At 58.8% G+C, this 12,051-nt stretch carries 14 protein-coding genes; 1 reads left to right on the forward strand and 13 read right to left on the reverse strand.

Features of this window, described 5'->3' with window-relative positions:
* Positions 1 to 94: 94 nt before the first annotated feature.
* Positions 95 to 811, reverse strand: a complete 717-nt coding sequence (locus KW837_RS18155; RefSeq protein ID WP_007903969.1) for a FadR/GntR family transcriptional regulator — start codon at positions 809 to 811, stop codon at positions 95 to 97.
* 247 nt (positions 812 to 1,058) lie between these two features.
* On the opposite strand from KW837_RS18155, the gene KW837_RS18160 reads away from it, so the two are divergent.
* Positions 1,059 to 1,931 carry a triacylglycerol lipase gene (locus tag KW837_RS18160; RefSeq protein WP_218397697.1) on the forward strand — a complete coding sequence of 291 codons (873 nt, stop codon included), beginning with the start codon at positions 1,059 to 1,061 and terminating at the stop codon, positions 1,929 to 1,931.
* A gap of 58 nt (positions 1,932 to 1,989) precedes the next feature.
* On the opposite strand, the gene KW837_RS18165 is transcribed toward KW837_RS18160, so the two are convergent.
* The 12 genes from KW837_RS18165 to acpP all read right to left on the reverse strand — a co-directional run bounded on the left by KW837_RS18165 (position 1,990) and on the right by acpP (position 11,952).
* On the reverse strand, positions 1,990 to 2,550 hold the full coding sequence (locus tag KW837_RS18165; RefSeq protein WP_218397699.1) for a DUF1285 domain-containing protein: 561 nt from the start codon (positions 2,548 to 2,550) through the stop codon (positions 1,990 to 1,992).
* A gap of 16 nt (positions 2,551 to 2,566) precedes the next feature.
* Positions 2,567 to 3,172, reverse strand: a complete 606-nt coding sequence (locus KW837_RS18170) for a DUF4823 domain-containing protein (RefSeq protein ID WP_218397701.1) — start codon at positions 3,170 to 3,172, stop codon at positions 2,567 to 2,569.
* A gap of 191 nt (positions 3,173 to 3,363) precedes the next feature.
* Positions 3,364 to 4,332, reverse strand: a complete 969-nt coding sequence (locus KW837_RS18175) for a GTP 3',8-cyclase MoaA (protein ID WP_192343999.1) — start codon at positions 4,330 to 4,332, stop codon at positions 3,364 to 3,366.
* 139 nt (positions 4,333 to 4,471) lie between these two features.
* Positions 4,472 to 5,110 carry a TetR/AcrR family transcriptional regulator gene (locus KW837_RS18180; protein ID WP_008067794.1) on the reverse strand — a complete coding sequence of 213 codons (639 nt, stop codon included), beginning with the start codon at positions 5,108 to 5,110 and terminating at the stop codon, positions 4,472 to 4,474.
* 382 nt (positions 5,111 to 5,492) lie between these two features.
* Positions 5,493 to 6,284: a TatD family hydrolase gene (locus tag KW837_RS18185; protein WP_123494576.1), complete on the reverse strand. Its 792-nt coding sequence runs from the start codon at positions 6,282 to 6,284 to the stop codon at positions 5,493 to 5,495.
* Between the two features lie 14 nt (positions 6,285 to 6,298).
* Entirely contained in the window at positions 6,299 to 6,655 is a 357-nt protein-coding gene (locus KW837_RS18190; protein WP_008014345.1) for a PilZ domain-containing protein, read from the reverse strand.
* A 43-nt stretch (positions 6,656 to 6,698) separates the two neighbouring features.
* Complete coding sequence (locus tag KW837_RS18195) at positions 6,699 to 7,685, reverse strand: DNA polymerase III subunit delta' (protein ID WP_218397703.1); 987 nt, start codon at positions 7,683 to 7,685, stop codon at positions 6,699 to 6,701.
* A complete protein-coding gene (gene tmk, locus KW837_RS18200) occupies positions 7,678 to 8,310 on the reverse strand; it encodes a dTMP kinase (RefSeq protein WP_095634907.1) in 633 nt (210 codons plus the stop codon). The genes KW837_RS18195 and tmk overlap by 8 nt, the downstream gene beginning before the upstream one ends.
* Positions 8,311 to 8,329: 19 nt before the next feature.
* A complete protein-coding gene (mltG, locus tag KW837_RS18205) occupies positions 8,330 to 9,544 on the reverse strand; it encodes an endolytic transglycosylase MltG (protein ID WP_218397705.1) in 1,215 nt (404 codons plus the stop codon).
* 3 nt (positions 9,545 to 9,547) lie between these two features.
* Positions 9,548 to 10,363 carry an aminodeoxychorismate lyase gene (pabC, locus tag KW837_RS18210; RefSeq protein WP_218397707.1) on the reverse strand — a complete coding sequence of 272 codons (816 nt, stop codon included), beginning with the start codon at positions 10,361 to 10,363 and terminating at the stop codon, positions 9,548 to 9,550.
* On the reverse strand, positions 10,363 to 11,607 hold the full coding sequence (gene fabF / locus KW837_RS18215) for a beta-ketoacyl-ACP synthase II (RefSeq protein ID WP_052964851.1): 1,245 nt from the start codon (positions 11,605 to 11,607) through the stop codon (positions 10,363 to 10,365). The genes pabC and fabF overlap by 1 nt, the downstream gene beginning before the upstream one ends.
* A gap of 108 nt (positions 11,608 to 11,715) precedes the next feature.
* Positions 11,716 to 11,952, reverse strand: a complete 237-nt coding sequence (acpP, locus tag KW837_RS18220; RefSeq protein ID WP_003175607.1) for an acyl carrier protein — start codon at positions 11,950 to 11,952, stop codon at positions 11,716 to 11,718.
* Positions 11,953 to 12,051: the final 99 nt, after the last annotated feature.

Consider the following 12,051-nt stretch of genomic DNA (forward strand, 5'->3'; position numbering starts at 1 on the left):
GGCTTGCTCGCGAAGAGGCCGTGACATTCACCATCTCTGTCGCCTGACACATCGCTTTCGCGAGCAAGCCCGCTCCCACAAGGGTTCTTTATTGTTAGCTGGCCTTCTTGTCGGCCATGACTTGCGGGTAGAAGCGTTTGATCGCCAGGTCCGCGTTATCGATCAGCGTCATGCAAGCCCACACACCCCGTGCGGCATCCCGGGCGGCGATGGCGTCGGCCATGTCTTTGTGGATTGGCAAGGTTCGGCGTAGTTCGTCCGGGTCGGCGGCAGACACTTCGAAAGACACGGCCAGCAACGCGCCGAGGGCCGGGACCATTTGTTCGATGAATTGATTGTGGCTGGCGGCGAGAATGCACTCGTGGAAGAACTGGTCGGCGCGGTTGTAATCGACGCCGCTGTCCACTGCCCGTTCCAGCGCGTTATAGGCCTGGAGTACGGCTTGCACTTGTTCCACCGTCGCCCGCTCGCAGGCCCAGCGCACCGCCATGGGTTCGATGGTGCGGCGCAGGTCGAGCAGGTCGTCGACGAAGTTTTCCGGCAAGCCGCTGCGCGACAGCCAGCCGACGACTTGCGGATCGAAGAGGTTCCAGCGCCGCACCGGCAATACGCGTGTGCCGACCTTTGGCCCGACTTCGAGCATGCCTTTGGCCACCAGGGTTTTGATGGCTTCGCGGATGACCGTACGACTGACACCGAGCTGCTCGCCCAGATCGGCCTCGACCTTGATGGTTTCGCCGGGCTTTACCTGGCCGGCAGCAATCCAGCACCCCAGCCAGTCGACCGTCGACGCATGAAAACTGCTGGACATGGGCACCTCGTCGACCGGTGATAAAAAGAAACGACACAAAGCCGTTCGCGATGGGTGTCCACGCTAATCATCATATGATTGGGTGTCAATTGGATTTTCAGATGCCTCGCCATACGGACACGGCTGTTCGTCCGAATCTTGCCCGAAGCGCTTTGATCCCATCCACTTTGTAAACTACGGTTAGCCGCAGCAGATCGGGCAGTCAGCGGTCTGTTCCCCTTCAAATCCGTTATCGACAGGTATGAACATGGACATGGATGCGTCTACGAAATACCCCATTGTGTTGGTTCACGGCCTTTTCGGCTTCGATAAAATCGCCGGTTACCCCTACTTCTTCGAAATCGAGGAAGCCCTGGAACGCGCCGGTGCTCAGGTGTTTGCGGTCAATATTCCAGCCGTCAACGGCAATGAGGAACGCGGTGAAAAACTGCTCGAGCACGTCAACCGCATTTTGCTGGAAACGGGAGCTGCCAAGGTCAATCTGATCGGCCATAGCCAAGGCCCTCTGGCCGCACGCTACGTAGCAGCGCTGCACCCGGAAAAGGTCGCGTCGGTCACGTCTGTCAGTTGCCCCAATCATGGCTCCGAGATTGCCGACCAATTGCATAAGGCGCTGACGCCCGGAGAGTTGCCCGAAGCATTCGTACTGGCCCTGTTTGGCGCGGTCGGCACCTTCATTTCGTTGATCAGCGGCCATCCGGAAAACCCGATTGATGCTGAAGCGGCATTCGAATCGCTGACCAGCGCGGGATTGGCTGCCTTCAATCGCAAGTACCCGCAAGGGGTGCCAAAGGTTTGGGGCGGCGAAGGCAACGAAATTGAAAACGGCGTGTATTACTACTCCTGGAGCGGGATCGTGCAGAACTTCCAAAGCCTGCAACCACTCGACCCGAGTCATTTGAATACTGTCGTGCTGTCGAAGTTATTTTATAAAGAGAAGCGCGCCAATGATGGGCTGGTCGGCCGCTACAGCTCGCATCTGGGCAAAGTGATTCGCTCGGATTACCCGATGGACCACTTTGACGCCGTCAACCAAATGGCTGGGATCACCAGTTGGAACGTGAGCCCGGTGAGGCTCTATCTGGAACATGCTGAGCGACTCAAGAGCAAAGGTTTGTAAGCAAAAAAAAAACGGCCCGTTGCTATAACGGGCCGTTTCGTTGCCAACGCTCAATCGACTATGGCTCAAGCCCGATCGGGAAGAATTCGCCGCCGCTCCACACGCCCAGCCAACGCTGCCCGTCGATTTCACGACTCACCGCCAGCTCCACCAGTTGGTAGAACACATTGCGGTGAATCAGCGCTTCAAGGTTGGTGCGCACATGCACGTACGGCGCGGGTTCCTGAGTCACCGGATCGATCACCACGCGTATAGGGTGCTCGGCGCCGGCATCGGCCGTTTCATCGACGTTGGTGGTAAAGCGCAAGACCTGGGCATCACCCTCGCCTTCGACCTCAACAGCAATCGCCACGAACGGCGCGTCGTCGACCTTGATGCCAACCTTTTCGACCGGGGTAATCAGAAAATAATCATCGCCGTCGCGGCGAATGATGGTGGAGAACAGCTTGACCATAGGTTTGCGCCCGATCGGCGTACCCAGGTAATACCAGGTGCCATCGCGGGCGATGCGCATGTCGATGTCGCCGCAGAAGTCGGGGTTCCACAAGTGGACCGGCGGCAAGCCTTTGGTTTTGGGGATTTGCCCCAACAGATCGTTGGCTTTTTGCGGGCCACTCATGGCGTTCTCCTTTGAATTACTGGTCGCTGAGCCCCAGCAGGCTACGAGCGTATTGCTCCAGCGGCGGGCCCAGCAAGTCTTCTGGCTTGTTGTCGTGGAACGTCAGTAAACCGCCACGACTCTTGATACGTGCAGTATCAATCAAATACTGGGTGCTGGTCTCGATCAACATGATTTGAATCACGCCGTTGTCGATTCCGAGGCGATCCACGTGTTCCTGGTCGAGCCATTCGTCCGAGTTGCCGATGCGGTCGTCGGCCTTGGCGAAACGCGTGTAGAGCAGGTAATGGGCGCCGGCGGCACGGGCTTCGCCCATGGCAGCGTCAAGGCCTTCCGGCGCGTGGGCGCGGCGGACCATCGGGAAATATTCGATAAAGCCGTTGAAGGCCTCTTCAGCCACCACGTTAGGTCGCGGATAGGCATTGCCCGGCGGCACGAAGGCACCCTGGGCAATGTAGATGAACGAGTCCGGCTGAATGCGGAAGTTATTCACACGACGGCTGTCGCTGTGGTCCAGCAGGCCCGCGTCGCTCATGTGGTAGCGAGTCCCTTCGGCCATATCGCTGACATTCATGCAGCCACCAAGCGCCAAAACGGCCAGCAGCAAAACCAGGCTACGCATCCTACCCTCCAGAGGCCGGTGACGGAAAACCGGCGAATGGCCATGGGATGCAGCTTCCGCGCCAGCTCAATGTGCAGGGAATGTGTCAGGTGTTTTTGGGGAACCGAAAGATAGCTTTCGCGGGCAAGCCTCGCTCCTACGGGTCATGTGTGTAACCTGTAGGAGCGAGGCTTGCCCGCGAAGAGGCCCGATCAGCCGCCGATGATTTTCATGATGGTCGCGCCACCGGAGAACGCCACTTCCTGCTTATCCCCCAACGCTTTAACCAGCAGTCGCTGCAAGGCCGGCAGCGCCTGGTGACGAGGTTTGTCCAACAAATCGCCGACATAGTGACGATTGCTCGACGACAGGCAGCCATGCAGCCAACCAGTGGACGACAAGCGTAGACGCGAACAGGTGCGGCAAAACGGAACGCTTTCGTTGGCAATCACGCCGAAGTGGCCCAGCCCCGGAATCTGGTAACGCACCGCCGTGGCATCGACCGGCGCATCGGCCTGAAGGTACTCGTAGCGTTCGCCGATCAGGCTCAGCAACTGCTGAAGGCTGACGAACTGTTGCAGGAAGGCATTGGAGTCGCTGGCCAGGTGGCCCATGCGCATCAACTCGATGAAGCGCAACTCGTAGCCGCGCTCCAGGCAATAATCGAGCAGCGGCATCACCTGATCAAGGTTCTGCCCGCGCAGCGGCACCATATTGACCTTGATTTTCATGCCGGCCACTGCGGCCTGGTCCATGCCGTCGAGAACGGTCGCCAGATCACCGCCGCGCGCAATACTGCGAAAAGCGCTGGCATCCAGGGTATCGAGGGAAACGTTGATGCGCCGAATGCCGGCATCCACCAGCAGTGGCAGCTTCTTCGCCAGCAACTGACCATTGGTGGTCAGGCTGATGTCCGCCAGGCCCATCTGACCGACGGCAGTCATGAAGGCTTCGAGTTTGGGACTGACCAGTGGCTCACCACCGGTAATGCGCAAACGCTCGATGCCCGCGGCCTCGATCAGGTAGGCCACGCCGCGTGCCATGGCCTCGGCCGACAACTCATCCTGTGCAGCCACCAGCCGCTTGCCGTTGGGCACGCAGTAGGTACAAGCGTAGTTGCAGGCTGAGGTCAGACTGATCCGCAAATTGCGAAAACGCCTGCCTTGACGGTCAACGATCATGGATCACTCCGGCGAAAGAAGATTCGAACACGCAAAACTTGACTCACAAATCAAGTTTTAGCAAGCCCTATGCCTGAGTATATTCCTGCGGTACTGCGCCATGTAGCTAAATCATGGCGCAACAAGGCAACTGACGGGTTCAGTTGCTCGGCGTGTCGGTATCGCGTTTGCGCTTGTTGCCCATGCGCACGCCGATGTCCATCAGGAACTGGAAGAAACCTTCCTGATCTTCCAGCACGTTGCTCCAGAACGGCGAGTGATACAGAGCCACCGCGCCATGTACCAAAGCCCAGGCCGCGCAGTAATGGAAGTAAGGCGGCACGTCTTCGAGCTTGCCTTCGCTGATCCGGCCCTTGATCAGCAGGGTCAGGCGCTCGAAGTTCGAGGCACGGATCTTGTGCAATTCCTCGACCATCTCCGGCACCTGGTTGCCCTTGACCACCTTTTCTTCCAGGCGATCGAACAACCGATAGCGTTGCGGGTCGCGCATGCGGAATTCGAAATAGGCCCGGGACAGGGCTTCCTTGTCCTTATCGACATCGGCCGAATGCAACAGCTCGTTCAAATCGCGCTCGTAATCGAGCATCAGGCGCAGATAGATCTCCGCCTTGGATTTGAAGTGCTTGTAGATCGTGCCTTTGCCGATACCGACGGCATCAGCAATCATCTCGACGGTGACACTGTCTTCACCTTGGTCGAGGAACAGCTTGAGCGCGGTATCGAGAATTTCTTGCTCGCGGCGACGAAACTCACGGACCTTACGAGGTTCTTTATGCATAAGAAAAGGTCTGTAGGGGTCAAAATTCGAAGCCGCGTATTATGCCTAACTTACGCCAAAATGCACGGATCATCCGACCATATATGTGTTTCTTGATGAATTCGCGCCACCTCGAGGGTCGATGAGAACTCAACCGAAGCGCGCGTATTCCAAATTTGTTTAAAAACCCGACCAGCTAAACTGGACTCGGCGCAATACTGATCAATACTTCAACTGTCGGCGAGGCATCTCCCCCAAGTGTCGCGCCGATGAAGGTACCAACGGATTGCGTGCCTTTGTTTTACTCCTAATGGTCTTAACCCGGATTCCCCCCCCAGAACCCGGGTTTTTTTTGCCTGTGATTCAGCAGCCAAAGCCCCGAAGGCTGCGATCTTTTCTAACGTTACACCGGCGCCCTGACATGCGCCAACGGGAACAAACGCTTGAAATTCTCGGTGGTTTGCTCGGCAAATCGTTCGTAGGACTCACCTCGCAACATGGCCAGAAATTCCGCTACCTCACGTACGTATTGCGGCAGGTTCGGTTTGCCGCGATAAGGTATCGGCGCCAGGTACGGCGAATCGGTCTCCACCAGCAACCGGTCAGCTGGCACCTTGCTCGCCACATCCCGCAGGGCATCGGCATTGCGAAAAGTGACAATACCGGACAAGGAAATGTAATACCCCATATCCAGCGCAGCCTTGGCCATTTCCCAGTCTTCGGTGAAGCAATGCAGCACACCCGCCTGAGGCAGTGCCGCTTCGCGCAGCAGTTCAAGGGTATCGGCCCGCGCGCCACGGGTATGAATGATCACCGGTTTGCCGGTCTGCCCCGCTGCTTGCAGGTGCAGACGGAACGACTCCTGCTGCAACGCTGCCGCTTCCGGCTCGTAGTGATAGTCCAGGCCGGTTTCACCGATCGCCACCACCCGCGGATGATTGAGTTCGTGCAACAGCCAGTCCAGCGCCGGTGCGGCACCCGGCTGCACATCGAGTGGATGCACGCCGACCGAACAGTCGACATCGTCGTAACGTTCGGCCAGCGCTTTGACGTCGGCGGCGTTATCGGCGCTGACGCCAATGCACAGGAAGTGCCCTACCCCGCGCGCACGGGCCGCATCGAGCGCGGCATCCAGGGAGCCGTCGTGGGCGGTGAGGTCGAGGCGATCAAGGTGACAATGGGAATCTACGAGCATAAAAGGGCTGCAACTTACATCGTATGAGTGGGACGGTCGGACTTCAGGGCTCCGGCCAGATGGGTTTCGATTCGACTGCGCGCGGTGTTGTCGCCTTCGTTGAATTGCACGCCAACCCCGGCGGCGCGATTGCCCTGGGCACCTTTGGGGGTGATCCAGGTAACCTTGCCAGCGACCGGAATCTTTTCCGGTTCGTCCATCAGGTGCAGCAACATGAAGACCTCATCGCCCAACTTGTAGCTTTTGTTGGTCGGGATAAACAGGCCACCGTTCTTGATGAACGGCATGTAGGCTGCGTAGAGCACGGCCCTGTCCTTGATGGTCAAGGACAAAATGCCATTTCGCGGCCCCGGACTGATGGGTTCGTTCATGTTGACCTCCACTGTCTGATGATCAGAGTCTAGTGTCAGACGGTCACTTCTGGGTAGGCAAAGATACCCATTGCACTAACAGCGCCTCCAGCAACAATGCCGGATTGAGGTTGGCTTTGCTCATCACTTTCTGGCGCTGGGCGAGGATCCAGTCCTGGATATTCAGGACCTTGTCCTGAGCGGATTTCTGCGCCAGGTATTGAATCACTTTGCGCATGTCCGCCAACCCCAGCCCAGCTTCATCCTGAGTCAATTGATAACGCAGGATCAGGCTCGACCAGTCGCAGAACCAGTCGAACAGCAGCAACATGGGAATGGTTTTCCACTCCTCGGCCAGTTGCGTCGGCGATTGCTGGTGCTTGAGCAACTTCTTCACGCCCTCGACCACAAGAGCCCGCTGCTCGCGCACGCCTTGTGCCTGCAATTTGACCGCGGCCAATGGCGAACCGGCGGCGAGGGTAAGCAGCTCGATGCGCTCTTCTTGTGCACAATCCGGCAAAGCGCTGGCCAACCAGGCCAGACTCATGGCTTCGCTTGGCAATGGACAGGCTTGCTGCACGCAACGGCTCTTGATGGTTGGCAGCAGACGGCTGCTCTGGTGGCTGACCAACAGCAAAACAGTATCGCCGGACGGCTCTTCAAGGCTTTTCAGTAAGGCGTTGGCGGCGTTGATGTTCATCGATTCGACTGGCTCGATCAGCACCACTTTGCGCCCGCCCATCTGCGCGGTCTGAACCACGAAGCTGACCAGATCACGCACCTGATCAACCTTGATCGCCTTGTCTGCTTCTTCCGGCTCCAAAATGTAGTTGTCGGGGTGACTGCCAGCCTTCAGCAGCAGACAGGATTTGCACTCACCGCAGGCGTCTTGGGCGGTCGGGCGCTGACACAACAAATGGGCCATCAGACGCTCGGCCAGCGCGCGCTTGCCGATCCCGGCCGGGCCATGCAGCAAATAGGCATGGGCGTGCTGGGCACGGCCGGCCAATTGCTGCCAGAGACTGTCCTGCCACGGATAGGCTTCAGCCACGGGTCAGCTCCAGCAGACGTGGCAACAAGGCATCCAGAGACTGCTGAACCTGTGCCAGCGGCTGAGCGGCATCCACCAGCACATAACGCGCAGGATCCGCTTTGGCACGCTCAAGGAAGGCAGTGCGCACCGCATCGAAAAACGCTCGGCCTTCGAGCTCGAAGCGGTCCAGCCGACCGCGGGCGCTGGCGCGAGCCAGGCCCACGTCTACCGGCAGATCGAAAATCAGCGTCAAGTCCGGGCGCAAATCGCCCTGGACGAACGTTTCGAGGGTCGCAATGCGCTCCAGCGACAAACCGCGACCACCGCCCTGATAGGCATAAGTCGAATCGGTAAAGCGATCGCACAGGACTACCGCGCCACGGGCCAGCGCCGGACGGATCACCTCGGCCAGATGCTGGGCTCGCGCGGCGAACACCAAGAGCAGCTCGGTGTCGGGGTTCATGACCTCATCGACCGGCGCCAACAGCACGTCGCGAATCCGCTCAGCCAGGGGCGTGCCGCCGGGCTCCCGGGTCAACACCACCTCGATCCCGGCAGCGCGCAGACGCTCGGCCAGGTATTCGCGATTGGTGCTCTTGCCGGCACCTTCCGGGCCTTCCAGGGTAATAAACAAGCCAGTCACAGGCAGTCCTTAGTCAGAGTCATTGCGGGCTTTGCGGCGCAGGTGCATCCGCTTCGGGTGCTGGCGCAGATTCTTGTGCAGGCTCTTGTGCAGAGCCTTGCTCAGAGTCTTGCGGCGATACTGGCGGCATTTCTTCGGGCGCCGTATTGGGCGAAGCCGCCGGGATTGGCGCCTGGGCATCCTCCGTCGACGGCGTAACAGTCGGCGCAGGGCTGGACCGGTAATCGGCACGTCGATTGATCTGGAACTCGCGCACCGCATTGTTGTGGGCGTCCAGATCATCGGAGAACACGTGGCTGCCATCACCGCGCGCGACAAAATACAGGCTGTTGCCGTCCGCCGGATTCAGCGCCGCATGGATCGCTTCGCGGCCCACCATCGCAATCGGCGTCGGCGGCAGGCCAGCAATCATGTAAGTGTTATACGGCGTCGGCTCCTTGAGATGAGCGCGGGTCAACTTGCCATTGTAACGATCACCCAGACCGTAAATCACGGTCGGATCGGTCTGCAACAGCATGCCCATCTCCATGCGCCGCACGAACACGCCGGCGATCTGCCGACGCTCCTGCGGCACACCGGTTTCCTTTTCCACCAGCGAGGCCATGATCAGCGCCTGATAGGGCTCGGTGTAAGGGACGTCGGCAGCGCGCTGGTTCCATTCCTTGAGGAGGACCTCATCGAGGCGGTCGTAAGCTTTCTTGAGCAGATCGGCGTCAGTCATGCCCCGCACGAAACGATAGGTGTCGGGGAAGAATCGTCCTTCGGGGAAAATCCCGCTGTGCCCGAGTTTGTCCATCACTTGGCTGTCGCTCAGACCGTTCAGGGTCTGTTCGAGCTTTTCATCCTTGGCCAGCGCTGCGCGAACCTGATGAAAATTCCAGCCTTCGACCAGCGTCAGGCTGTACTGCACCATTTCTCCGCGCTTCCACAGGTCGATCAGCCCATTGACTGTCATACCCGGCACCATGCGGTATTCGCCGCTGTGCAACGGTTGCCCTGCCAGATTAAAGCGCCAATACACGCGCAGCCAGAAAGCGTCTTTGATGACGCCATCGGCTTCGAGTCGAAGGAAGGTGCGGTTTGGCGTAGTGCCTTTGGGCACTTCCAGCAGCTCTTCCTGGGCGATGTTCAGCGGCTGTTCCAGCGCCGAATCGATTTTCCAGGCGCAAGCGCCGGCCAACAGCCCCGCCAGAACCAATCCGGTTTCCAGCAGCAGCAAGAATTTACGTCTCACGAATCAAGCATCCAGTAGCGCACGGGCAATGGTTTGGAGTTTACGGGTGAGCGGCCCAACCGGCCAGCTCAGTGCGGCATAGGCGCGCACCGGCCAAACGCCATACACGCTGTTGCAGACAAAGACCTCGTCAGCCCATTGCAGCTGCTCGAGGGTGATATCGGTGATTTGCGCGGGAATCCCCAATGACTTGGCTTGAAACAATAATTCGGCACGCATCACGCCCGCTACACCGCAGCGTTTGAGATTGGCGGTCACCAGCACGCCATCGCGTACCAGGAACAGATTGCTGAACACACCTTCGATCACCCGCCCGACCTGATCCAGCATCAAGCCTTCGGCATGCTCGGTGTCTTGCCATTCGGCACGAGCGATTACTTGCTCCAGACGGTTCAAATGCTTGAGACCGGCGAGCAATGGCTGTTTGGAAAGCCGTGTTGCACAAGGAAACAGACGAACGCCCTGCTCCGCATGAACAGCCGGATAAGCCGCAGGAGGATTGCCTTGCAGAATGCGCCGAGCCTGAGCCGAGGGATCGACGGCGTAACCGCGCAGACTGTCGCCGCGGGTGAGGATCAGTTTGAGCACACCCTCGCCCAGCGCGGCGGCATAGGCCAGCAGCTCTGCGCGGATCAGTTGATGATCAGCGGCAATCGCCAAGCGCGAACAACCCTCCGCCAGACGCGACAGATGTCGTTCCAGCAGCAGCGGCTGCCCGCCCTTGACTGCGATGGTCTCGAACAGACCATCACCGTAAGCCAGGCCGCGATCCTTCAGCGACAAAGCGTCAGCCGGTTGACCGTCGACCCAGCTGTCCATCAGTCAGCGAACCGGCGGAACACCAGCGAGCCATTGGTACCGCCAAATCCGAAGGAGTTGGACAGCACCACGTCGATATCCATGCCACGCGCCGTGTGGGGTACGAAGTCGAGGTCGCAGCCTTCGTCCGGCTCATCGAGGTTGATGGTCGGCGGTGCTACCTGGCTGTTGATTGCCAGCACGCTGAAAATCGCCTCGACCGCGCCCGCCGCACCCAACAGGTGACCGGTCATGGACTTGGTCGAACTGACGGCCAGCTTGTAGGCGTGATCGCCGAACACGGATTTGATCGCACAGGCTTCGGCGAGGTCGCCCGCCGAGGTCGAAGTACCGTGAGCGTTGATGTACTGAACCTGATCGCCATTGATCTTCGCATCGCGCAGGGCATTGGTGATGCAACGCGCAGCACCCGCGCCATCGGCCGGTGGCGAGGTCATGTGGTAAGCATCGCCACTGGTGCCGAAGCCGATCAGCTCGGCGTAGATGGTCGCGCCCCGAGCCTTGGCGTGCTCCAGTTCTTCGAGCACCAGTGCGCCGGCACCGTCGGACAGCACGAAGCCATCACGGCCCTTGTCCCATGGACGACTGGCGCGGGTCGGCTCGTCGTTGCGGGTCGACAGTGCGCGGGAGGCACCGAAGCCGCCCATGCCCAGACCACACGCGGCCATCTCGGCACCACCGGCAATCATCACGTCGGCTTCGTCGTACATGATGTTGCGTGCCGCCATGCCGATGCAGTGCGTACCGGTGGTACACGCCGTGGCGATGGCGTAGTTAGGTCCCTGTGCCCCCAGATGGATGGACAGGAAACCGGAAATCATATTGATGATCGAGCCAGGCACGAAAAACGGAGAAATCCGTCGTGGCCCGGAATCATGCAGTGTGCGGCTGGTCTCTTCGATATTGGTCAGACCGCCAATACCCGAGCCCATGGCCACGCCGATCCGCTCGCGATTGGCGTCGGTGACCTCAAGACCTGCGTTACGCACGGCTTGAAAACCTGCAGCCAGACCGTATTGAATGAACAGGTCGAGTTTGCGAGCTTCCTTGACCGACAGGTATTCCTCGACATTGAAGCCCTTTACCGAGCCGCCAAAACGGGTGGAATAGGCAGAAAGGTCGGTGTGTTCGATCAGACCAATGCCACTGCGGCCAGCCAGAATGCCCTGCCAGCTGCTCGGCACATCCGTGCCCAGTGGCGACAACATACCCATACCGGTGACTACGACGCGTCTACGCGACACAGCACTCTCCTTTTTCAAATGACGACTTTGCATCAGGCCTAAAGAAAAAACCGCACGCCATGATGGCAGTGCGGTTTTTCCATGACAGCGAGCGACGACTAAAAACTATTACGCCTGGTGGCTGGTAACGTAGTCGATTGCTGCTTGTACAGTAGTGATCTTCTCAGCTTCTTCGTCAGGGATTTCGGTCTCGAATTCCTCTTCCAGAGCCATCACCAGCTCAACAGTGTCAAGGGAGTCGGCACCCAGGTCTTCAACGAAGGAAGCAGTGTTGACCACTTCTTCTTCTTTAACGCCCAGTTGCTCAGCAACGATTTTCTTGACGCGCTCTTCGATGGTGCTCATACCTTGTTTTCACTCCTAATGGACAAATTCAGGCAGCTGGCCGGTGGGTAAGTGTATAGAAAGACTTTTCAGTTTTTCAACTGAAAGCTTCACTCCTCA

It is taken from the genome of Pseudomonas sp. PDM24, assembly GCF_019218905.1.
In the GTDB taxonomy this organism is placed as follows: Bacteria; Pseudomonadota; Gammaproteobacteria; order Pseudomonadales; family Pseudomonadaceae; genus Aquipseudomonas.

Coding starts and splice junctions, on each gene's coding strand:
- KW837_RS18155 (WP_007903969.1), bottom strand. CDS start 811: ATGTCCAGCAGTTTTCATGCGTCGACGGTCGACTGGCTGGGGTGCTGG.
- KW837_RS18185 (WP_123494576.1), bottom strand. CDS start 6,284: ATGCTCGTAGATTCCCATTGTCACCTTGATCGCCTCGACCTCACCGCC.
- acpP (WP_003175607.1), bottom strand. CDS start 11,952: ATGAGCACCATCGAAGAGCGCGTCAAGAAAATCGTTGCTGAGCAACTG.
- KW837_RS18160 (WP_218397697.1), top strand. CDS start 1,059: ATGGACATGGATGCGTCTACGAAATACCCCATTGTGTTGGTTCACGGC.
- KW837_RS18165 (WP_218397699.1), bottom strand. CDS start 2,550: ATGAGTGGCCCGCAAAAAGCCAACGATCTGTTGGGGCAAATCCCCAAA.
- pabC (WP_218397707.1), bottom strand. CDS start 10,363: ATGGACAGCTGGGTCGACGGTCAACCGGCTGACGCTTTGTCGCTGAAG.
- KW837_RS18180 (WP_008067794.1), bottom strand. CDS start 5,110: ATGCATAAAGAACCTCGTAAGGTCCGTGAGTTTCGTCGCCGCGAGCAA.
- KW837_RS18170 (WP_218397701.1), bottom strand. CDS start 3,172: ATGCGTAGCCTGGTTTTGCTGCTGGCCGTTTTGGCGCTTGGTGGCTGC.
- KW837_RS18190 (WP_008014345.1), bottom strand. CDS start 6,655: ATGAACGAACCCATCAGTCCGGGGCCGCGAAATGGCATTTTGTCCTTG.
- KW837_RS18175 (WP_192343999.1), bottom strand. CDS start 4,332: ATGATCGTTGACCGTCAAGGCAGGCGTTTTCGCAATTTGCGGATCAGT.